Genomic DNA, 19158 nt, shown 5'->3' on the forward strand with positions numbered 1-19158 from the left:
TTCATTCCACCGTTTTCAAACTTTCTACCATATCAATTTTCTTTAACCTAAAGTGTGCCGCCACATTGACAATGAGGGAGAACAGGGCGGTCAAGGCCGCGGCCAGCACATAGGCGTAGGGGGGTGCCGTGCGGCCAAACATCACCAGGTCCACCTCCACCGTCAGCACCATCCAGCTGTGGAGGAACCGGCCCAACACCAGTCCCAGAATCACGCCAAAGATGGTGAGGAACACGTTCTCCCGCAATACATATGCGGTGGTCTCTCCGTCATAGAACCCCAGCACCTTCAAGGTGGCCAGCTCGCTTCTGCGCTCGGTGATGTTGATGTTGGTCAGGTTGTACAGCACCACAAAGGCCAGCGCGGCGGCGGCCACAATGATGATGACCACGGCGTAGTTGATGGCGTCCATGCTGTCCTCAAAGCTGTCCCGGATGGTGGCAATGTAGGAGTAGGAGGCCACCCCATCCATCTTCATCAGGGTCTCCGAGGTCTGGTTGGACACGTCCACCCCCATGCCGTCCTGATAGGCCAGGAGCATCACATTGTTCTGGTAGTCCTCCCCAAACAGCTGGGTATACAGGTCCCGGGTGAGGTATACGTAGTGGTAGACGTAGTTTTCCGTGATGTCCGCCACCACGGCCTCCACCCGCTGGTCTCCCCCCAGGGTGATGGTGTCCCCGACCGACACACCCAGCAGCTCAGAGAGCTTCTCGTCAATGACCACGCCGGAGCCGTCCAGCTCCACCGGGGAGTGGTCCGAACGGTGGCGCAAATCCACAAAGCGCCCGAACTCCTCCACGTCGTCCACCGCAAAGAGGTACACGTCGTAGGAGATGCCTGTGGTGGAAGCGTCCATCATCTGCTGATAGGTGAACATGTAGTCCGCCACAGCCTCTTCCCCGTCCAGATAGTCCTCAATCCCCTGCTTCTGCTCCTCCGTCAGGTCCTCGTCCAGGCCTACGGTGGCGTCATACAGGGATATCTCATCAAACTGCTTATCCAGCACGTCAAAAATGGACTCATGGAGGCCAAAGCCCGTGACAATCAGGGCGGTACAGCCGCCAATGCCGATGACCGTCATCCAAAACCGCTTTTGATAGCGGAACAGGTTGCGCATGGTCACCTTCCAGGTAAAGCTTAGCCTGCGCCAAATGGGCTTGATGTATTCCAAGAAGACCCGCTTGCCCGCCTTGGGGGCCCGAGGCCGCATGAGGTTGGCTGGGGTATCAATCAGCGTGGACAGGCAGGCCCACAGGGCGGCCCCGGTGGTGCACGCCACTGCCGCCAGCACCGCCAACACAAACAGGGGCAGCTGCATCTTATAGTCCAGCCCGGGGATGGCGTACATGATCTGGAAGGCGTTGGCGATGACCGCCGGGATGAGGGTAGCCCCTACCCCTAAGCCAATGAGGCCGCCCACCAGGCTGGCCACAAAGGCGTATCCAATGTACTTTTGGGAGATGGCCAGCCGGGAGAAGCCCAGGGCCTTCAAAGAGCCAATCTGGGTGCGCTGCTCTTCCACCATACGGGTCATGGTGGTCAGGCAGGCCAGCGCGGCCACCACAAAGAAGATGACCGGGAAGATGCTGGACAGATTATCCACCCGCTCGGCGTCTTGGGAGTAGCTGACAAAGCCGGAATTGGTGTCCCGGCCCAGCACATACCACTCACAGGTAGCCATCTCGTCTAAATCCTTCTGGCCCTGGTCGATGTCCGCCTGGGCCTGCTCCAGCTCCGGCTGGGCGTCGGCCTTGGCCTGCTGGTACTCCTCCAGGCCCTTCTGGTACTCCGCCTCGCCGTCGTCCAGCTCTGCCTTGGCTTCGGCCAGCTGGCTGCGGCCACGGGCCTCTTCCTGGTCCAGGGTCTGCTGCCCGGACTGGTACTCTGCCCATCCGGTATCCAACTGCTGGGCGGCATCTTGCAACTGGGCCTGGGCGGCATCCAGCTCCGCCTTGGATTCCTCCAACTGAGTCTTTACCTGGGCCAGCTGCTGATACCCCGCCTGTATCTGGGCGGCAGCTTCGTCCAGCTTTGCCTTCTGGGGAGCCAGCTGCTCCACCATCTGGTCATACATAGGGGTGCCCTCAAAGGGCTTCAGAGCGTCGTAATACTCCTCATAGCCCTTGGCCACCTCTTCCTGCTGGGCGTCCAGTTGGGCCAGGTTCTCCTCATAGGCGGTCTGGCCCTCCTGATACTGAGCCAGACCCTCCTGATAGTCCACTTTGCCCTGCTCATACCGGGTCTGGGACTCCTCCAGCTGGGACCGGGCGGCGTTCAGCTTGGCCTGGCCGTCCTTGATCTCCTGTTCCAGGGTGGCCAAACCACTCTCATAGTCCGCCCAGCCGCTGTCCAGCTCCGCCCGGGCATCGTCCAGCTTCTTCTTGGCATCGTCCAGTTCCTTTTGGGCGTCTGCCAGCTCGCTTCGGGCATCGTCCAGCTCCTTCTGGGCCTCGCTGCGCACCTCTTTGTCCCGCAGGCTGGCCCGCTCCTGGGCCAAGGGGTCCAGGCTGTCCACCAGGGCGCTGAGCTGGTCGGCGTAGGCCTGGCTGTAGCTGTTGAGGGCTTCCATTCCATCGCCAGTGAAATAGGCGGTGGTGTATACGTCCAGGTCGAAATTCTCCCCGGGGATGTAGACAAAGGCATCGATGCTGCCGCTGCCCAGGGTGGTACTGCCTCGGTCTGTACCCACATACAGCGGGCTTTGCACCGTGCCCACAATGGTGTAGCTGGTACGGGTGAGGCTGTCCTGGTCCGCCTCGTCCAACGTGACGGTGAGGGTGTCCCCAATCTCCAGCCCCAGAGCGGTGAGGAGCATCTGCTCGGTGACGCACTCGTCCGCCTGCTGGGGCAGGCGGCCCTCCACCACGTTGAGCAGATTCAAGTTCTCCGGCATGGAGCGCATGGAGACGATGGAGTCCACCGCGGTGGCGTCCACGCTCCACGCCCCTTCCACCTGATCTACGCCGTCGGCCTGGGCTAAGGCCTGCAAGTCCTCCTGGGTGAGCCCCATGGTGGACATAACATAGCCGTCCATGAGGTGGTGGGAGTCGTAGTAGTTGTCCGCCGTATACTCCATATCCGGGGCCGTGGCCCGCAGGCCCACCAAAAAGGCCACGGCCAGAGCGGAGAGGAGGAGAATGGATAGAAAGCGGCTGTAGGTATGGCGGACTTCCCGAATAAAATCGGTGAGCAGCCTGTTTTTCCTCTTTACCATTCAATCGCCTCCACCGGGGTGGGGTGAGGATTGCAGGTCATCTCCTCCACACGCCCGTTTTTGATGTGAATAACCCGGTCTGCCATGGGGGTGAGGGCGGTATTGTGGGTGATGACCACCACTGTCATCCCCTGCAGGCGGCAGGTATCCTGCAAGAGCTTCAAAATGGCCTTGCCCGTGACGTAGTCCAGCGCGCCGGTAGGCTCATCGCACAGCAGCAGCTTGGGGTTTTTGGCCAGGGCACGGGCGATGGCCACCCGCTGCTGCTCGCCGCCGGAGAGCTGGGCGGGGAAGTTGTTGAGGCGATGCCCCAGCCCCACGTGCTCCAGCACGTCTTTGGCGTCCAGGGGCTCTTTGCAGATCTGGGCGGCCAGCTCCACATTCTCCAGGGCGGTGAGGTTCTGCACCAGGTTGTAGAACTGGAAGACAAATCCGATGTCGTTGCGGCGATACTGGGTGAGCTGGCGGGCGTTGAATCCGCTGACCTGGGTGCCATCCACCAGGATCTCTCCGCTGGTACAGGCGTCCATGCCCCCCAGCATATTCAGCACCGTGGTCTTACCTGCGCCGGATGGCCCCACAATGATGGCAAATTCCCCTTTTTCGATGTGGAAATCCACCCCATCCACCGCTTTGATGGTCACCTCTCCCATGACGTATTCCTTGCGTACTTGTTTGAAAGAGATATAACTCATAATTACCACCATCCCGCTATATTGTTATCTTAACTATATAGTACACGTTCTCCCCTCCACCTGCAATCCTTCCTTACCATTGTTTAAAGAAAGTTTATGAATCCCCCGAGGTCTCCTGTGTTATCGTTGACTAACTCCTCTTGCCGCTGGTACAATACCCACACGATAAGGGAGTAATTGGCGGCGTGTTTGCGCCGTGGCCTGGTCAACATACTGGCGGCGTGTCCGTCTGGCCGGGTCTGAAACAGTGAGACTTATCCGCTACAAAGGGCGGGTAGTCTCTTTTTTTATGCCCGCCCAACACCTGAAACAGAAAGGCGAGAAGAATATGGGAATTTGGGAACTTTTGATTTTAGCTGTTGGCCTGGCCATGGATGCCTTTGCCGTGTCCATCTGCAAGGGCCTGTCCATCCGCAAGCTCAATCTGCGCCACATGGTCATTGTAGGCCTGTGGTTCGGGGCCTTCCAGGCCCTCATGCCCCTGCTGGGGTACTTTTTGGGCTCCGCCTTCACCCAGCTGGTCCAGGCGCTGGACCACTGGATTGCCTTTGTGCTGCTGCTGATCATCGGCGGCAACATGATTCGGGAGGCCTTTAGCGGCGACGAGGAGGAGGTCTCCCCCTCCCTGGCCGTCCCCGGTATGTTCCTGCTGGCAGTGGCCACCTCCATTGACGCCTTGGCGGTGGGCATCACCTTCGCCTTTTTGCGGGTGAACATCTGGCTGGCGGTGGCCATCATCGGGGTGTGCACCTTTGTCATCTCGGCGGCGGGGGTAAAGATCGGCAATGTCTTCGGCGCCCGCTTCAAATCCAAGGCGGAGCTGCTGGGCGGCGTGGTGCTGGTGCTCATCGGCGCCAAAATTTTGCTGGAGCACCTGGGGCTGCTGGCCCTGTAAGGGGTAGTTGACGCAGGGGCCCTTCCAGTGCTACAATCGAAAAAAGCAAATAAGGAGGTTTTTCCCATGTCTGACAATCGCACCCTCTTTGCCACCATGCCCAACGGTGACCTGGTGGAAGAACTCACCCTCCGCTGCGGCGCTCTGCGTTGCTCCATCCTCACCTATGGCGGCGCCATCCGCTCCCTGGTGGTCCCCGACAAGGACGGCAACCCCGTGGACGTGGCCCTGGGCTTCGACACCATCGAGGACTACATGACCCAGACCTGCTACATCGGTGCCCTCATCGGCCGCTTTGGCAACCGTATCAACCAGGGCAAATTTACCCTCAACGGGGTGGACTACACTCTGGCCACCAACAACGGCCCCAACCACCTTCACGGCGGCGACATCGGCTTTGACAAGCAGATCTGGACCGTAGAGGACCAGACCGAGAACCAGGTGGTGCTCTCCCTGGTCAGCCCCGATGGCCAGGAGAACTATCCCGGCACCCTCACCGTCATCGTCACCTACACCCTCACCGAGGATGGGCTGTCCATCTCCTACCACGCCAACACCGACGCGGACACCTTGTGCAACCTCACCAACCACTGCTACTTCAACCTCTCCGGTCACGACAGCGGCCCGGTGGATAACCAGACCATCTGCATCAAGGCCCAGTCCTATACCCCCACCGACGCCGGGTCCATCCCCACCGGGGAGATCGCCAGCGTGGAGGGCACTCCCATGGACCTGCGTACCCCCGTGGCCATGGGGGCCCACTGGGACGACGACTTTGAGCAGCTGACCATGGCCCGAGGCTACGACCACAACTGGGTGCTGGATGGTGAGGCTGGACAGCTGCGCCACGTGGCCACTGCCCACTCCCCCGCCACTGGCATCACCATGGAGGTGCACACCACCACCCCCGGCGTGCAGTTCTACTCCGGCAACTACATGGACGGCTGCCCCGTGGGCAAGGACGGCGCTCCCTACGACAAGCGCTGGGGCTTCTGCCTGGAGACCCAGAACTTCCCCGACGCCCCCAACCACGCCAACTTCCCCTCCGCCGTGCTCAAGCCCGGTCAGGAGTATAAAGAAGAGACCGTGTACAAGTTTGTGTAATACATAAAATGAGAAATGGCCTGTTGCGGCAACGCAGCAGGTCATTTTCTTATGGGAATGCCTCCCTTGTGTAAAGGGAGGTGGCCCGGCGTAAGCCGGGTCGGAGGGATTGACCTCCTCCAATGTCTCAGGCGCAACCCTCCGCCCCCGCCGGGGGCGCTCCGCTGGGCCCGATTTCTCCCCGATGAGAAATCGGGGAAAGAATCGCCAAAGGCGGGGTCTTCCCCCGCCTTGTGAAATCCACCCCGCGGTACTGGGAGCCCCTGCGTTCTTCTCTTCTCGGCCCTTGGCTTGGTGGGGTCACATAGATAGCATGGCAGTGCTACAGAATGTACCTGCTTCTCTGCAAAACTATGCTTCTCTCACCAGGGCCTTACCCTGGTGAGCTGCTGTTTCCAGCGCTCGGCGGCCTGGTGCCCGGCGGCGGGAACGCCGCTTCTCCAGGGTAGGCCCGGCTGTGAAAACCACCTGGCTGTAGGGCCAGCTTCCCAGGGTGACCTGGTGTGGTGGCAGAAACAGGAGCCACAATAAGAGTGACGGGCCGAACCTAGTCTTGACGCATTGACAGCCTGGTACCTCAGGGGGGTACTTAGGGGGGAACGCCCTAAGCGGGTTTTGGTTTCTTTTGCCCGCTCAAAAGAAACCCCCAGCGGGGAGCGTCCCCGCAGCACTGGCAAGTGCACAGAAGAGAAAAAGAACGTGGAAGCAGCCACAACGGCCACTTCCACGATTCACTTATTTCATCACGTCTTTGTTCTTCCAGAAATACTCAATGCCGGAGTACACGGTGGTAATCACGATCACCCACACGCACACCTGCACCAAGATCTCAGGAATGGGCAAGTGCATCAGGCACAGGCACACCATGGTGGAGAAGGTCTTCACCTTGCCCGACCAGGCGGCGGCGATGACTCGGCCATTGTCCACGGCGATGAGGCGCAAGCCGGACACGGCAAACTCCCGGGCCACCACGATGACCAGGGCCCACACGGGGAGCAGCCCCACGGAGACAAACCAGATCATGGCGGTGATCACCAGAATCTTGTCCGCCAGGGGGTCCATGAACTTGCCGAAGGTGGTCACCTGGTTGTAGTGCCGGGCCACATAGCCGTCCAGGAAGTCGGTGACGCTGGCGATGACAAACACGGCCAGGGCCAGCAGAGCGCTGTATTTCAGGTTCAGGTACCACACCACCAGGTACACGGGAATCAAAATCACCCGGAGCATGGTCAGTTTATTGGCGGTATTCCATTCCATGTCGCTCACTCCTCAATCTCGCCCGTGAGGTCGCCATCGGCAGTGCCGGTGATGCGGACCCACACAAATTCTCCTGCTTTCACGTCGCCTGCGGCGGTGAACAGCACCCGGCCGTCAATGTCCACCGAGTCGGCGTAGGTACGGCCCACAAAGCAACCTTCCGCAGCGTCAAAGCCCTCGCACAACACTTCCATGCAGGTGCCCAGCCGCTCCTGGTTGTACTCGTCCATGATACGGGACTGGAGGTCCACCACCAGCTCCACCCGGCGGGCGGCCACCTCGGGGTCCACCTGGTGTTCCATGGCGGCAGCCAGGGTGCCCTCCTCGGGGGAGAACTGGAACACACCCGCCCGCTGGATTTTCTGCTCTTTCAGGAACTCGCACAGCTCCTCAAACTCCTCCTCGCCCTCGCCGGGCAGGCCGCAGATGAGGGAGGTGCGGATAACAACTTTGGGCATGGCGGCCCGCAGCTTGGCAAAGAGAGTCTCAATCTCCGCCTTGGTGCTGCGGCGTCGCATGGCCTTCAAAATGCCGTCGTTGGCGTGCTGGATGGGAATGTCCAGGTACTTGACGATCTTCCGCTCCTTGGCAATCACTTCGATGAGCTCGTCGGTTACCGCCTCAGGGTAGAGGTAGTGGAGACGAATCCAGTGGAAGGGCAGCTTGCACAGCTCGCGGAGCAGCGCTGCCAGGGTGGTGGGCTGCTCCAGGTCCTGGCCGTAGCGGGTGATGTCCTGGGCGATGACGATGAGCTCCTGCACCCCGTTGTCCGCCAGCTTCTGGGCCTCCTCCAGGATGTGCTCCATGGAGCGGCTGCGGTAGCGGCCCCGGAGCTTGGGGATGATACAGAAAGCGCAGCCGTTGCTGCACCCCTCCGCAATTTTCAGATATGCGGTATAGGGGGGTGTGGTGACCATCCGCTCCCCGTCCTCGTAGGTGCGGTGGATGTCCCCGAAGTGCTGGGCCTCTTCCCCGGCCATGAGCTCCTCAATGGCGGACACCACGTCGGTATAGCTGCCGGTGCCCAGCAGGCCGTCCACCTCGGGCAGCTCGGTGCGGATGTCCTGGGGATAGCGCTGGGACAGGCACCCGGTGACCAGCAGCTTTTTCAGCTGCCCCTCTTTCTTCAGCTGGGCCAGCTCCAAAATGCAGTCGATGGCCTCGCTCTTGGCCGCCTCAATAAACCCGCAGGTGTTGAGGACCGCCACGTCCGCCCCCCGGGGCTCCCCGGTGACATGGTAGCCAGCAGCCCGGCACAGGGCCATCATCTGCTCGGTGTTCACCAGGTTTTTAGAGCAGCCCAGAGACTGGAATGCCACGGTATAACTCATTGGTTCCATCCTTTCACTCCGCCTCTTGCTCCACCTGGCTCAGCACCCGGGAGATCTCCTCCCAGTCAAAGCCACGGCGGGCCAGATAGGCGGACACTTTTTTCAGTTCTTCCCGGGTGGGCGCTGCCCCTCGGAGCTTCTTTTCCACCAGGGCCCGGAGCTTGTCGTCCCCCTGGTCCCGCTCCTCCATGGCCTCATCCCAGAACTCTCTGGGGACGCCACGGCGGTACAGTTCATCCCGGATTTTGGCCGGGCCGTAGCCCTTGCGGCTGTAGTGGCGCACCACCGTGGAGGCGTACTCCCGGTCGTCCACCAGCCCCACCTGGGCCATGCGCTGGGCCACCTCCTGGGCCAGCTCCCGGCGCTGCTGCCGCTGCTCCTCCCCCTCCTGAGGGTCTCTCGTTCGGGGGGACTTGGCGGACAGCTTGCGCTCCAGCTCCCGCTGGGACATGGGCCGGGCGGCCAGAAGGGTGAGGGCCTTGTTGTTCAGCTTGGCCTTCTCCTGGGCCTGTTTCAGCCCTTCCAGCTGCTCCTCACTCAGCTCCATCCCGGCGTAGAGGGAAAAGGACACCACGTCCCCCTCCCCTACCCGCAGCAGAGAGCCGTCCTCCAGCCAGATCAGCCACCGCCCCTCAATCCGAGAGGATGGCTCTAGCTTGAGCAGTTTCATCCTTCAAAGTCGTCCGCCGACACGTCCACGGCCCGCCCGGCGGCCCGGGCGGCGATCTGGGACTGGCGGCTCATGAGCTTGAAGGAGTTGGCCCGAATCTGGTCCTCGATCTCCTGGGCGATCTCGGGGTTGTCGGTGAGATACTTCTTCACGGCGTCCTTGCCCTGGCCCAGGCGGGTGTCGCCCATGGAGAACCAGGAGCCGGACTTCTGGATGAGGTCCAGCTTCACGCCCAGGTCCACCAGCTCGCCCAGCTTGGAGATGCCCTCGCCGTACATGATCTCAAACTCCGCCTCCCGGAAGGGGGGAGAGACTTTGTTCTTCACGATCTTCACCCGGGTGCGGTTGCCCACCACCTCGGTGCCGTTTTTCAGGGCCTCCACCCGGCGCACCTCCATGCGCACCGAGGCGTAGAACTTCAAGGCACGGCCACCGGTGGTGACCTCGGGGTTGCCGTACACCACGCCCACTTTCTCACGGAGCTGGTTAATAAAGATGACCACACAGTTGGTCTTGGCGATGGAGCCAGCCAGCTTGCGCAGGGCCTGGCTCATGAGGCGGGCCAGCAGGCCCACATGGGAGTCGCCCATGTCGCCCTCAATTTCCGCCCGGGGGGTGAGGGCGGCCACCGAGTCCACCACCACCACGTCAATGGCGCCGGAGCGCACCAGGGCCTCGCAGATCTCCAAGCCCTGCTCGCCGGTGTCCGGCTGGGAGATGAGCATGGAGTCGATGTCCACGCCCAGGGCACGGGCATAGGTGGGGTCCAGGGCGTGCTCGGCGTCGATGAAGGCCACCTCGCCGCCCCGCTTCTGGGCCTCGGCCACCACGTGGAGGGCCAGGGTGGTCTTACCGGAGGATTCCGGGCCGTAAATCTCAATGATACGCCCCTTGGGCACGCCGCCGATGCCCAGGGCGATGTCCAGGGACAGAGAGCCGGTGGGGATGGCCTCCACCATCACGTCGGCGTTCTCTCCCAGGCGCATGATGGAGCCCTTGCCGTAATCCCGCTCGATCTGGGCAATGGCGGTCTCCAGCGCCTTCTTCTTATCCGATGCAGGCCCCACAGGGTCCACGGGCCGTTTCTTATCTGCCATGCGTCATTCTTCCTTTCCTGCCGGCTCGTCCGGCTGTATGGGTTCTAGTATGCCCTCCACGACCCGCCAGTGGCCGCCAGGGTCTTGAAAACTGCGGACCTGCTGAAAGCCTCGGTCCACCATCAGCTTTTTCACCGCTTCCTCCTGGTCGTAGCCGATCTCAAAGATCAGCTTGCCGCCGGGGCGCAGGGCCCAGTTCCAGTGCAGGGTGATGGCCCGGTAGAAGTCCAGGCCGTCCTCGCCCCCGTCCAGAGCCAGGTGGGGCTCGTAGTCCCGCACCGAGTGGTCCAGCTCCTCCTCCACCACCTGGCGGGGGATGTAGGGGGGATTGCACACAATGAGGTCAAACTCGCCCAACTCCCGGGGGGGCGGCTGGAGGGCGTTGGCCTGGACCAGCTCCACCTGGTCGGCCAGCTGGCAGCGCATCAGGTTCTGCCGGGCCACCTCCAGGGCGTCCTGAGACCAGTCGGCCAGCACCACCTGGGCGTTGGGACAGTTGTAGGCCAGAGCCAGCCCCACACAGCCGCTGCCGGTGCACAGGTCCAGCACCCGGGCCTGGGGCAAATCCCGCACCGCCAAAATCCCCCGCTCCACCAGCAGTTCGGTGTCGGGGCGGGGAATGAGCACCTGGGGGGTGACGGTGAGGGTGAGGCCGTAGAACTCCCACTCTCCAAGGATATAGGCGATGGGCTCCCCGGCCAGTCTGCGCTGGAGCAGGGCGTCCACCTGTCCCTCAATGGCCTCGCTGGCATAGAGAGACAGGTCCCGGAGCACCTCTTCCCGGCGCTTGCCCAGGGCGGCGCACATCAGCTCCATGGCCTCCAGCTGGGCTTGCTCCACGCCGGACTCCTTGAGGGTGCGCCGTACCGCTAAGTAAATGTCGTTATACGTCTGCATGTCTGCCGCCTTTCTCTCTCTTGCTCTTCCATTACCAGGCGTCGGCGCCCTTTTCCCGGGGCAGCACCAGCTTCAAAGCGGTAATGGCCACCTCGATCATGCTCTCGTCCGGCTCAAAGGTGGTGAAGTTCTGCATCCACATCCCCGGAGCCCGCAGGGCACGGCACAGGGCGTTGTCATGGCCGCCCACGTAGCGGTTGAACTCGTAGGTCACCCCCACAATGATGGGCAGCAGCACCAGGTGGAGCACCATGCGCAGCAGGGTGTTTTTGATCTGCAAGGGGGTGAAAATCACAATGGAGAGGAAAATGGACACCACGATCACCACAAAGAGAAAGCTGGTGCCGCAGCGGGGATGGTGGCGAGGCTGCTTTTTCACGTTCTCCACGGTGAGCTCCAGGCCGTTTTCATAGCAGTAGATGGCCTTGTGCTCCGCCCCGTGGTAGGAGAACACCCGGCGCATCTCCTTGGTACGGGAGCACAGCCACAGGTAGCACAGGAAAATGGCCACCTTCATCACGCCTTCCACCACCGCCTGGACCCACAGAGGCATCTGGGGCCACACCAGGCGGATGAGGCCGGTGAGGGCGGTGGGCAACAGGATGAACAGGCCCACCGAGAAGGCGATCCCCAGGGCCGCCGCTATGGTGATGAAAATGGAGGCGGCCTTCTCCTGGGTGAAGTGGGCGTCCAGCCACTTCTCCAGCCAGCCGGGTTCCTCGTCCTCCTCCTGCTCCAGCCCCTCCTCGGACACCTCGGCGGAGTGCATCAGGGCCTGGACTCCATGAACCATGGCCGAGCCGAAGACGAACACCCCTCGCACCAGGGGCAGCTTGGCAAAGCGGCTCCGGGGCTGAATCTTCTTGGTGGTGATATCCAGCTCCCCGTTGGGCTTGCGCACCACGATGGCCCGCTTCTCCGGGCCCTGCATCATAATGCCCTCAATGAGGGCCTGACCACCGCAGGTGGTCTTATAAGGCGTCCCACAGGGGGACGCAGACTGATTGGACATGGGATTGAACTCCTTTATCTCGGGCGTACTCCCCCCGTCCTTCCACGGAACATCTTAGCAGATGGCGGGAAAAATGACAAGGGTTTTCGTACATTTGTTTCATTATTCCAGGGTCATGGGCAGGCGCAGGGTGACCACGCAGCCGCCGCCCATGGCGTTTTCAATATCCAGGGTGCCGCCGTGGCAGGTGACGATCTCCTCACACACGGCCAGGCCGATGCCGGAGCCACGGGCCTTGGAAGAGCCCTTGTAGAACTTGTATTTGACGTAGGGCAGCTCCTCTTCGGGGACGCCGGGGCCGAAGTCCCGCACCCGGATGGCCACCATGTTCCCCTCGGGGTGGATGGACACGTCCACTTCGCCGCCGGAGCCGCCGTGCTTGTCGGCGTTGTCCAGCAGGTTGCAGAACACCTGGCGCAGCCGCTCGGGGTCGCCGCTGATGGGGGGGAACTCCTCTTCGCACTCGATATACTCCAGCTTCAAGCCCTTGCGGCGGAAGAACTCCCGGTAGGTGTACACGGCGTCCTCCAGCTCCGCTTTGATATCAATGGGCTCCACGGACAGGTTGAACCGCCCGGTCTCAATGCGGGAGAACTCCAGCAGCTCCTCCACCATGTTGGTCAGGCGTCGGGCCTCGGAAACGATGATGCCCATGCCCTTTTTCACGTCCTCTGCGTCCCGTACCTCGCCGTTGTACAGGGTCTCCGCCCAGCCGTTGATGGCGGTGAGGGGGGTACGCAGCTCATGGGACACCGAGGAGATAAACTCTGACTGAGTCTTCTCCGCCTGGTCAATCTTCATGGACATGTCGTTGATGGCGTCCACCAACTGGCCCATCTCGTCGTCGCCCCGCACCTCCATCTGCACGCCGTAGCTGCCGGCGGCGATGCGCTTGGCGGTCTCGGTGACCCGGGTCACCGGCTCCAGAATCATGCGGATGAAGTAGGAGGCGTAGAGCACCATCAGGGCGATGATAACCATGCCCACCAGCACGCTCACCCCCACCACCTTCAACATCTGGGCCTGGAGCAGGCGCAGAGAGGTGACCAGGCGCACCACACCCACCACCGAGCCGTTGTACACGATGGGAGCGGAGGCGGCCATGAGGTAGTCCTGGGTGGAGGTGTCCACCCCTCGCCAGGTATACAGCTCTTTAGTCTCAATAGCGATCCGAATGTCATCCCCCTGGGGGGTGGCACCGGAGATATCCATGAGGGAGGTCATGCGCACCTCGCCGTCGGGGGTGAGGAACTGCACCTCGATGGTGTTTTTCTCCTCAAACTGGTTGATGAACTGCCGGGCCGCATAGAGGTAGGTGGTCTCGGTGTAGTTCTGAAACATCCCGGCCGCCGTCTGGGCCTTGCTCTCCAGGGTGGCGGCGATGGTGGCCAGGTAGTAGTTGTAAATGGCCAGGGAGAAGGCGGACACGGCAATGGCCACAATGGCAAAGGTGGTCACCAGGGTATTCACCAGCCAGCGGCGACGCAGCACGCCCCGGCGCACCGCCTTTTTCTTCTGCTCCTGTCCCTCCTTCTTCCGCTTGCCGGGAAGGGGGATCTTCTTCCAAATCATCTTATATCCTCTCCATGCTCTTCACGCCGCATTAGCAGCCCCATTTATAGCCAAAGCCCCAGACGGTGTTGATGTAGGTGGGGTTCTGGGGGTCGTCCTCCAGCTTGATGCGCAGGCGGCGAATGTTCACGTCCACGATCTTCAGCTCTCCGATGTAGTCCTTGCCCCACACCGCGTCCAGAATCTCCTCCCGGGCCAGGGCCTTCCCCGGGTTGTCCATAAACAGCTTGACGATGGAGTATTCCACCTGGGTCAGCTTCACCCGCTGGCCGTTCTTCTCCAGGGTGCGGTTGCGGGTGTTGAGGAGGAAGGGGGGCTGATGAATCTCGTCGGTCTCCCGGGTGGTCTCTCCGCCGGTGCGGCGATACAGGGCGTCCACCCGGGCGGTGAGCTCGGCGGGCGAGAAGGGCTTGGTGACATAGTCGTCCGCCCCGGTCATCAGGCCGGTGACCTTGTCCATCTCCTGGGTAAGGGCGGTGAGCATGATAATGCCGATCTGGGAATTGCCCGCCCGGATACGACGGCACACCTCAAAGCCGTCCATCTCGCCGGGGAGCATAATGTCCAGCAGCGCCACCCGAATGTCCGGGTGCCGGGCGATCTGCTCCAGGGCCTCTTCCCCGGTGCCCGCCTCGATGGTCTCATATCCCGCACGCTTGAGGTTGATGACCACAAAGCTGCGGATGTTGGACTCGTCCTCCAATACCAATACTTTTTTCATGGTGGCTCACTCCTTTAAGATTCACTGTCCCAGGCCACGGTGATGAGGAAGAACCGCTGGGCCAGTTCGTTGGCTTTCAGTTTGCAATCCCACACGCCCTCTTCCAGGGAGGCGGCGTAGATGGTGGTGCTGTCGCTGTACAGGGTCACACGGCCAGGCAGCATGGCCCGGGCCTGACGGTTGCTGCCGGTCAGGCGGTAGATGGTCAAGAAGGGCTTGGGCTCCTGGCCCTCTTCCCCGGAGTTATAGTAGAACACCACCGAACGCTCGCCCCGGTGGCTGAGAGAGTCGTCCCGGGCCACGGCGATGTTCTCCGGCCAGTTGTCCGGCAACACCAGGTACCAGCCGTCGGCCTGGCAGTGGTAGGTGACACAGCTGATGGCCAAGCTGCCGTTGGCGTTGACCTGGCACCAGTAAATCACCGACTCTTCGGACTCCTCCCCCTCCTTGACGCTGGGCAGCTTCACAGGGATGGGAATTTCCAGCACGCCGTCCTTGTTGATGTCGGACAGGGACACCCCGGTGTCCACCCGGGAAGTCACCTCGCTGTAGCCCGCCTGCTTGTTCAAGGTGACATTGTGCAGGCGTCCGTCCGCCACCGTCATCACGTCGGTGAGGGTTCCGCCGGAGAACAGCGAGGAGGCAAACACCGCCGGGGTGCCGTCGGCCAGCTTGCCCGGCACCATGGAGTACACCCCATAGATGCCGTTGGACAGGGGGGCGGAGGAGGTCATGGTCATCACACCGCCGTTATAGTCGTAAAATTCCGCCAGGTTGGCCCCGTCTCCGGTGCTGTCCTGGTGACAGACCACGATCTCCTTGGCGCCGTCCTGGTCCAGGTCGGTGACCAGATAGCTCTCATTGTATGTGGTGCTCATCAGCTCGCTGACCCCTGCGTCCAACAGGGCATAGGCGGAGAGGATGTGCACCTTGGTGCTCATCTGCCAGGAGACGATGAGGTCCAGGGTCCCGTCCCCCGTCACGTCCTCATAGGTCACGGAGTTGATGGAGGTGCCGTCCCCTTCCACCACATAGGTCAGGCGGTAGTCGTTGTCCGCCCCCTTGCGGAACAGGCACACCCGCAGAGGCTTCTCCTCTGCCGAGGTGACCCGGAGAAACACCGCCGCCATCTCTTGCTCTCCATCTCCGTTGAGGTCCAGCAGCTGCACCGTGGAGGTGTTGCTGCCCGAGCTGATGGTGGCGTACTCCGCCCCCTGCTGATCCATCACGTCCTGGATGGTGCTCTGGAGCTGGGAATACGCCTCGGGCAGGATGGGCAGGGCGTACATTCCCTCGGACTGCTCAAACATACAACCGCATAAGCTCAACGATAGGCACAGCAGCATGGCACACAGCCCCACACCGCGAAACACTCGTTTTTTCACCGTTCTAACCTCATTTCTTTTGCTGGGCTTGACCCCTCCGGCTGTCTGAGGGGAATTTCGTAGCTTACCATTATAATATGATACCACAATCCCCCGCCCTTGCCTATGCTTATTTCCGTCTCTGGGAGTTATTTTTTATTTTCTTCTTTACAAACGGAAATTTTCCTGCTATACTATTCAAGCATCATGAAGATGCGCCCGTAGTTCAATTGGATAGAGCGTCAGATTCCGGTTCTGAATGTTGGGGGTTCGAGTCCCTTCGGGCGTACCAAGGGAAAAAGCCTTGAAAGCGTTGCAGTGCAACACGTTCAAGGCTTTTTTCATGCTTCGGCGTAGGTTGCGAAAACTGCATTTAGCAGCATCCAGCACCATTTGAGTGGTGGAAAAGGTGGTGGAAAAATTCTGTGTCCAAGTTGGACACTTTTTTTATTTTGCCTCTTGACTTATACGCTCATTGAGCGTATAATAAAACCATGGAAAGGGGAACGCCTAGAACGAAAAGGAGAGAGAATCATGAAGTACACCATGACCTGCAAGAAGAACACCATCACCATCGACACCAAGACCGGCGACATTTACGGCGACACCTACGCCATGAAGGAAATCATCAAGTCTGACCTTTATGCCACCTGGGATAATGTCCGCAAGGTTTGGCACTCCGACAACCTGGACGAGACCATCAACGAGTTCCGCCAGTACCTGACCCGCTGTTACAAGCTTGAGGTCGTTGATGCCGAGGAACTCTCCGAGGAGGCCGACGATTCCAGCGAGGCCAAAGCCACCACTGAGACCGTCAAGACCGCCGAGGCCCACGCCAACAAGACCGTCTCACACACCAGGCTGGTAAACGGAAATGACGGCTTTTACCAGATCATCTATTACACCGACGGCACCAGCAAAAAAATGTTTGTCGGCTGATTGTCAACAAGAAAGGAGAAGTCACCATGAAAGCAGCCATTTACGTCATCAGAGACGCCTGCGCTATTGAGTTCGGCCAATCTGGCCGTGCCGTGCTTGATTCCCCTTATAACCTGGTGGACAGCTCGATTTGGGTAACTGAGCACGAGGTGGAACTTCCAGGTGGATTTTCGGTGGAAATGAGCAATGGACTGACAAAAGAGCTGTATAAAGACGGAGAGCACTACCACCTGGCCGTTGACAAAGACGAGAAACCCGTGATTGTTGACCACAAAAACGGTGGAAGGTATATCCGACTGTAATGGAGGCGGATGTGTGAAAATAACCCCAAACACGCCAGTGGCCGACTTGTGCCAGCGGCACGGGCTTGGACAGACAGCCCTATCCAGACGATTCGGCATACCACTACGCACGGTACAACAGTGGTATGCCGGACACAGATCAGCACCAGAGTATGTTGTCAGCATGATGGAGGAGTTGCTTTCCATTGATGGCCGAAAAGACGTTAACGGACTTGACAACCACATGAAGGAGTGATATGATGGCGGTGTCGAGTGAGAGAGGCGCTCTCACTCGCGGGGCCTCGATCCTGGCCCCGTGGATTGAAATATAGACAGAAACAGTTGTGTGCTGTTTCAAAAGCCCCGCAGCGGTAAGCTGCGGGGCTTTGTCTTTTGAAAATCAGGAGCGGCACACCAGGGATGCCGCTCCCTACAAAGCGAATGGGCTTTCAATCCAAATGTGTCCAAGTTGGACACTTCATCTCAGCAGCTGGTTGACCTTGGCCTGTACCGCCTTGGCATCATACCCGGCAGCGCTCAGCCGCTTGGCCCGGTCCGTGCCGTTGCCCCACTTGCCCGCAATCACCTCACGGGCAATGGTGGTCAGGTCCTTCTTGGCGGGCTGGGATGCGCCAGAGCTGGCACCCATCAGCTCGTTGACCTTATCCTGGACATCCTGGGGGTCGTACCCGGCGGCGGTCAGGCGGTTCTTGCGGTCGGTGCCGTTGCCCCACTTGCCCGCAATCACCTCACGGGCAATGGTGGTCAGGTCCTTCTTGGCGGGCTGGGTGCTGGTGCCGCCGGAGCTGCCGCCGGGGGTGCTGGGCTTGATGTCCACCTTGTCGCCGGCGGCCAGGGCGTCCCACGCCTCTGCGGTGATGTACGCCTTATCGAGGTCCAGGTTTCCGCTCCATCCATCCAGGCGGCCGTGGCTGGTATACTGATGGATAGCGGGAGGGAAACTCCAATAGGTAAATCCGCCAGCAGAAGCGCCAGGCCAAGGATTGTCCTGATAGCCGGTGGTGTCGTTGTTGGCATACTGGGCAACCCACAGAGGATGATTCCGAGCGATTGCGCTCCAGTCCTCCTCCTTGGTGACGCTACGGCTCATGTACACCAGGCAGCGCACACCGGTGCGCTCATAGACCCGGTCCAGGAACTGCTTGGCCTTGGCGGTGCCAAAGCGGCCATACGCCTCGTAATCCAGGACGGGGATGCCGTGGCCGAAGTAGTCCTTGGTGTTATCAACAAAAAAGTCCGCCTCAGCAATGGGATCACCACCAGCGCAGAAATGGTAGAAGCCCCACCGCTTGCCCAGCTGGATACACTGCTGCACCCAGGGGTCGCAGGTGTCCTGCACCAGCTCGGTGCCCTCAGTCGCCTTGATGATAGCAAAATCAAAGTCGATTTTGCTCAGATCCAGCCCCCGCTGGTAGGTGCTGATGTCAATGCCTCTCATGCTCATGCCTGCACCTCCTCAATGTCCTCCACAGCTGCCTGCGTGTCCTCGATGGCCTTTTTCACACCTTCGGCATCAATGCGGCCCTCGGTGACGATGTAGGTCACCACGGACACCACGGACACCACAGCGCCGGCGGTGCTGGCCACAGCTTCCTGGTCCAGGCCAAAGGCCAAGGCCAGGCCGGCAGCAATGCCAGCCAGAGCGGTCCACAGCTTGCGGCTGGACAGTTTTCTCAAAATTTCATTCATAGTTTTATTCCTCCTCATATTCGGCCAGAATCTCCCGGTCCAGATTTTTCTTGGCCTCCTCGGCCCTTTGCAAGTTTTCCATGGCCTCTGCCAGTTCCCCGTTGGGGGGCGGCTTGGTGACAGCGTGGTTGAGCCAAAACAGGCATCGGCCATAGGCGTGGTGGAGCTGATCCTCCACCTGCTGCCGCCGCTTACGGTGCTCCAGGCGGCGGGCAGCCTCCTCTTCCCCGGCCTCCAGCTTACGGTCAATGTATCTCCGCAAATAGGTCATGGCCAGACCCACCACGCCGCTGCCGCCCGCCAGGGCCAGGACGACAGCGGCAAAGACTTCCTCGATACTCAATCTTCCATCCTCCTTTTAATTCGGGCCAAACTCTGGCCTAAGATAGCGTCAAA

18 protein-coding genes and 1 tRNA gene are annotated in these 19158 nt (G+C 60.6%); 5 read left to right on the top strand and 14 right to left on the bottom strand.

What is annotated here, in order from left to right:
- Window position 1: 1 nt before the first annotated feature.
- Window positions 2–3217 carry an ABC transporter permease gene (locus B5F22_RS03170; protein WP_087232520.1) on the bottom strand — a complete coding sequence of 1072 codons (3216 nt, stop codon included), beginning with the start codon at window positions 3215–3217 and terminating at the stop codon, window positions 2–4.
- Window positions 3211–3912, bottom strand: a complete 702-nt coding sequence (locus tag B5F22_RS03175; RefSeq protein WP_204210512.1) for an ABC transporter ATP-binding protein — start codon at window positions 3910–3912, stop codon at window positions 3211–3213. The genes B5F22_RS03170 and B5F22_RS03175 overlap by 7 nt, the downstream gene beginning before the upstream one ends.
- Window positions 3913–4240: 328 nt before the next feature.
- Between B5F22_RS03175 and B5F22_RS03180 the strand changes: the two genes are divergently transcribed.
- Entirely contained in the window at window positions 4241–4807 is a 567-nt protein-coding gene (locus tag B5F22_RS03180) for a manganese efflux pump MntP family protein (RefSeq protein ID WP_087390929.1), read from the top strand.
- 66 nt (window positions 4808–4873) lie between these two features.
- Entirely contained in the window at window positions 4874–5911 is a 1038-nt protein-coding gene (locus tag B5F22_RS03185; protein WP_087390775.1) for an aldose epimerase family protein, read from the top strand.
- 735 nt (window positions 5912–6646) lie between these two features.
- Here the strand turns inward: B5F22_RS03185 and pgsA are convergent.
- From pgsA to B5F22_RS03230, 9 genes are all read right to left on the bottom strand, one after another.
- Complete coding sequence (gene pgsA, locus B5F22_RS03190; RefSeq protein ID WP_087232527.1) at window positions 6647–7168, bottom strand: CDP-diacylglycerol--glycerol-3-phosphate 3-phosphatidyltransferase; 522 nt, start codon at window positions 7166–7168, stop codon at window positions 6647–6649.
- 5 nt (window positions 7169–7173) lie between these two features.
- Window positions 7174–8499: a 30S ribosomal protein S12 methylthiotransferase RimO gene (rimO, locus tag B5F22_RS03195; RefSeq protein ID WP_087390778.1), complete on the bottom strand. Its 1326-nt coding sequence runs from the start codon at window positions 8497–8499 to the stop codon at window positions 7174–7176.
- Window positions 8500–8512: 13 nt separating this feature from the next.
- Window positions 8513–9169: a regulatory protein RecX gene (locus B5F22_RS03200; RefSeq protein ID WP_087390781.1), complete on the bottom strand. Its 657-nt coding sequence runs from the start codon at window positions 9167–9169 to the stop codon at window positions 8513–8515.
- Window positions 9166–10266 carry a recombinase RecA gene (recA, locus tag B5F22_RS03205; protein WP_087232536.1) on the bottom strand — a complete coding sequence of 367 codons (1101 nt, stop codon included), beginning with the start codon at window positions 10264–10266 and terminating at the stop codon, window positions 9166–9168. The genes B5F22_RS03200 and recA overlap by 4 nt, the downstream gene beginning before the upstream one ends.
- 3 nt (window positions 10267–10269) lie before the next feature.
- A complete protein-coding gene (gene prmC / locus B5F22_RS03210; protein ID WP_087369802.1) occupies window positions 10270–11163 on the bottom strand; it encodes a peptide chain release factor N(5)-glutamine methyltransferase in 894 nt (297 codons plus the stop codon).
- Between the two features lie 31 nt (window positions 11164–11194).
- Window positions 11195–12175 (bottom strand): DUF1385 domain-containing protein, encoded by a 981-nt coding sequence (locus B5F22_RS03215; protein ID WP_087369804.1) that lies wholly within the window; start codon window positions 12173–12175, stop codon window positions 11195–11197.
- Window positions 12176–12277: 102 nt separating this feature from the next.
- Window positions 12278–13747 carry a HAMP domain-containing sensor histidine kinase gene (locus B5F22_RS03220; protein WP_087390784.1) on the bottom strand — a complete coding sequence of 490 codons (1470 nt, stop codon included), beginning with the start codon at window positions 13745–13747 and terminating at the stop codon, window positions 12278–12280.
- A gap of 31 nt (window positions 13748–13778) precedes the next feature.
- Entirely contained in the window at window positions 13779–14468 is a 690-nt protein-coding gene (locus B5F22_RS03225; protein WP_087232548.1) for a response regulator transcription factor, read from the bottom strand.
- Between the two features lie 14 nt (window positions 14469–14482).
- Window positions 14483–15853: a VCBS repeat-containing protein gene (locus B5F22_RS03230; RefSeq protein ID WP_143482170.1), complete on the bottom strand. Its 1371-nt coding sequence runs from the start codon at window positions 15851–15853 to the stop codon at window positions 14483–14485.
- A 194-nt stretch (window positions 15854–16047) separates the two neighbouring features.
- Here B5F22_RS03230 and B5F22_RS03235 point away from each other — a divergent pair.
- From B5F22_RS03235 to B5F22_RS03245, 3 genes are all read left to right on the top strand, one after another.
- Window positions 16048–16124 (top strand) — tRNA-Arg (locus B5F22_RS03235).
- A gap of 242 nt (window positions 16125–16366) precedes the next feature.
- Window positions 16367–16771, top strand: coding sequence for a hypothetical protein (locus B5F22_RS03240; RefSeq protein ID WP_087390786.1), 405 nt, complete (start codon window positions 16367–16369; stop codon window positions 16769–16771).
- Window positions 16772–16797: 26 nt separating this feature from the next.
- Window positions 16798–17073, top strand: coding sequence for a hypothetical protein (locus B5F22_RS03245; RefSeq protein ID WP_087390790.1), 276 nt, complete (start codon window positions 16798–16800; stop codon window positions 17071–17073).
- A 457-nt stretch (window positions 17074–17530) separates the two neighbouring features.
- Here B5F22_RS03245 and B5F22_RS12245 read toward each other — a convergent pair whose 3' ends face one another.
- From B5F22_RS12245 to B5F22_RS03265, 3 genes are read right to left on the bottom strand one after another with little or no spacing between them, the layout of a single operon-like run.
- The gene (locus B5F22_RS12245) at window positions 17531–18517 is read right to left on the bottom strand and encodes a GH25 family lysozyme (RefSeq protein ID WP_158096599.1); all 987 of its coding nucleotides are present in this window, start codon (window positions 18515–18517) and stop codon (window positions 17531–17533) included.
- The gene (locus B5F22_RS03260; RefSeq protein WP_087390795.1) at window positions 18514–18762 is read right to left on the bottom strand and encodes a hypothetical protein; all 249 of its coding nucleotides are present in this window, start codon (window positions 18760–18762) and stop codon (window positions 18514–18516) included. Before B5F22_RS03260 ends, B5F22_RS12245 begins: the two co-directional genes overlap by 4 nt.
- A gap of 4 nt (window positions 18763–18766) precedes the next feature.
- Window positions 18767–19105 (bottom strand): hypothetical protein, encoded by a 339-nt coding sequence (locus tag B5F22_RS03265; RefSeq protein ID WP_087390798.1) that lies wholly within the window; start codon window positions 19103–19105, stop codon window positions 18767–18769.
- Window positions 19106–19158 lie beyond the last annotated feature (53 nt).

Source organism: Pseudoflavonifractor sp. An187 (assembly GCF_002160275.1).
Taxonomy (GTDB): Bacteria; Bacillota; Clostridia; order Oscillospirales; family Oscillospiraceae; genus Enterenecus; species Enterenecus faecium.

Bases quoted from the DNA above. Each gene is read 5' to 3' on its own strand.
- B5F22_RS03170 (WP_087232520.1), bottom strand. From the start codon at position 3,217: ATGGTAAAGAGGAAAAACAGGCTGCTCACCGATTTTATTCGGGAAGTC.
- B5F22_RS03175 (WP_204210512.1), bottom strand. From the start codon at position 3,912: ATGAGTTATATCTCTTTCAAACAAGTACGCAAGGAATACGTCATGGGA.
- B5F22_RS03180 (WP_087390929.1), top strand. From the start codon at position 4,241: ATGGGAATTTGGGAACTTTTGATTTTAGCTGTTGGCCTGGCCATGGAT.
- B5F22_RS03185 (WP_087390775.1), top strand. From the start codon at position 4,874: ATGTCTGACAATCGCACCCTCTTTGCCACCATGCCCAACGGTGACCTG.
- pgsA (WP_087232527.1), bottom strand. From the start codon at position 7,168: ATGGAATGGAATACCGCCAATAAACTGACCATGCTCCGGGTGATTTTG.
- rimO (WP_087390778.1), bottom strand. From the start codon at position 8,499: ATGAGTTATACCGTGGCATTCCAGTCTCTGGGCTGCTCTAAAAACCTG.
- B5F22_RS03200 (WP_087390781.1), bottom strand. From the start codon at position 9,169: ATGAAACTGCTCAAGCTAGAGCCATCCTCTCGGATTGAGGGGCGGTGG.
- recA (WP_087232536.1), bottom strand. From the start codon at position 10,266: ATGGCAGATAAGAAACGGCCCGTGGACCCTGTGGGGCCTGCATCGGAT.
- prmC (WP_087369802.1), bottom strand. From the start codon at position 11,163: ATGCAGACGTATAACGACATTTACTTAGCGGTACGGCGCACCCTCAAG.
- B5F22_RS03215 (WP_087369804.1), bottom strand. From the start codon at position 12,175: ATGTCCAATCAGTCTGCGTCCCCCTGTGGGACGCCTTATAAGACCACC.
- B5F22_RS03220 (WP_087390784.1), bottom strand. From the start codon at position 13,747: ATGATTTGGAAGAAGATCCCCCTTCCCGGCAAGCGGAAGAAGGAGGGA.
- B5F22_RS03225 (WP_087232548.1), bottom strand. From the start codon at position 14,468: ATGAAAAAAGTATTGGTATTGGAGGACGAGTCCAACATCCGCAGCTTT.
- B5F22_RS03240 (WP_087390786.1), top strand. From the start codon at position 16,367: ATGAAGTACACCATGACCTGCAAGAAGAACACCATCACCATCGACACC.
- B5F22_RS03245 (WP_087390790.1), top strand. From the start codon at position 16,798: ATGAAAGCAGCCATTTACGTCATCAGAGACGCCTGCGCTATTGAGTTC.
- B5F22_RS12245 (WP_158096599.1), bottom strand. From the start codon at position 18,517: ATGAGCATGAGAGGCATTGACATCAGCACCTACCAGCGGGGGCTGGAT.
- B5F22_RS03260 (WP_087390795.1), bottom strand. From the start codon at position 18,762: ATGAATGAAATTTTGAGAAAACTGTCCAGCCGCAAGCTGTGGACCGCT.